Below are 1,088 nucleotides of genomic sequence, written 5' to 3' on the forward strand. Positions count from 1 at the left end.
GCGTCATGCTCGGCCTGCAGCCGCTCCAGCTGCGGGCCCAGCGCGGCCAGGCGGCTTTCCGCCCGGGCGGCAGCGCCGGCCAACTTCTGGTCGGCATCCCGCGCCCGGCCGAGCGCGGATTCCGCCGCGCCGCGCGCCTGGCGGGCGGCGGCCTCGGCGGCGGTTTCTTTCTGTTCGTCCTGCTTCGCCGCCTCGGCGGCGGCGGCGGCCGCCTTGGCGGCGGTCTCGGCCTCGGCCAGGGCGGCCTCGGCGGCGCGCAGGCGGTTGCGCTGGGTCAGCCGCACCGCGCCCGGGCTGGGCGCGCCGGCCTGCAGGCAATGCCCGTCCCAGCGCCACAGCGCGCCGTCGCGCGCCACCAGGCACTGGCCTTCCGCCAGTTGCGGCAGCAGGGATTCTCCCGCGGCGCCGTCTTCCACCAGCCCGACCTGGGTCAGCGCCCGGGCCAGTTCCGGCGGCGCCTGCACCAGCCCGGCCAGCGGCGTCGCCCCGGCCGGCAGCGGGCGCGACGCGTCGATCGGCGGCAGCACCCGCCAATGGCGCGGAGCCTTGGGGTCGGCCGGGCTTTCCAGCGCCTCGCCCAGCGCGGCGCCGAGCGCCGCCTCCAGCCCAGGCGGCACGGCGATGGCGTCCAGGATCGGCGCCGCGGCCTTCGGCGCGCGGGCCCGCAGCAGGTCGTCCAGCCCCTGGCGCTCGGCGCTGGCGCGGGCGCGGGCGGCCTCGGCGGTGCCGGCGGCGGTGCGGGCGGCGGCATGCGCCTGGGCGGCGGCGGCGCGGGCGGCCTCGGCCTCGGCCAGGGCCTTGCGGGCCTGCGTCAGCCCCGCCTCGGCCGCCGCCACCGCGGCCTGGGCGGCCTGCAGCGCGGCCGGGTCGGGGCGCTCGGCCAGGGCGGCATCGCGCTCGCGGGCCATGCGGTCGCGCTGCTCGGCGGCCTGGCGGGCGCGCTGGCCAGCGGCGTCGCGCTCGGCGGTGGCGCGGCTGCGGGCGGCCTCCGCCTCGGCGCTGGCGCGGCGGGCGGTGGCATGGGCCTCCTGGGCGGCGGCGCGGGCGGCCTCGGCGGCTTCCAGCCCGGCGCGGGCCGCGTCCAGCGC

General features: G+C 82.4%; 1 pseudogene. It reads right to left on the bottom strand.

Annotated elements, in window-relative coordinates:
- Positions 1–1,088, bottom strand: a pseudogene (locus tag BKE38_RS31145) (hypothetical protein); the annotation flags it as partial.

The sequence above is a fragment of the Teichococcus deserti genome, from assembly GCF_001982615.1.
Lineage (GTDB): Bacteria > Pseudomonadota > Alphaproteobacteria > Acetobacterales > Acetobacteraceae > Pseudoroseomonas > Pseudoroseomonas deserti.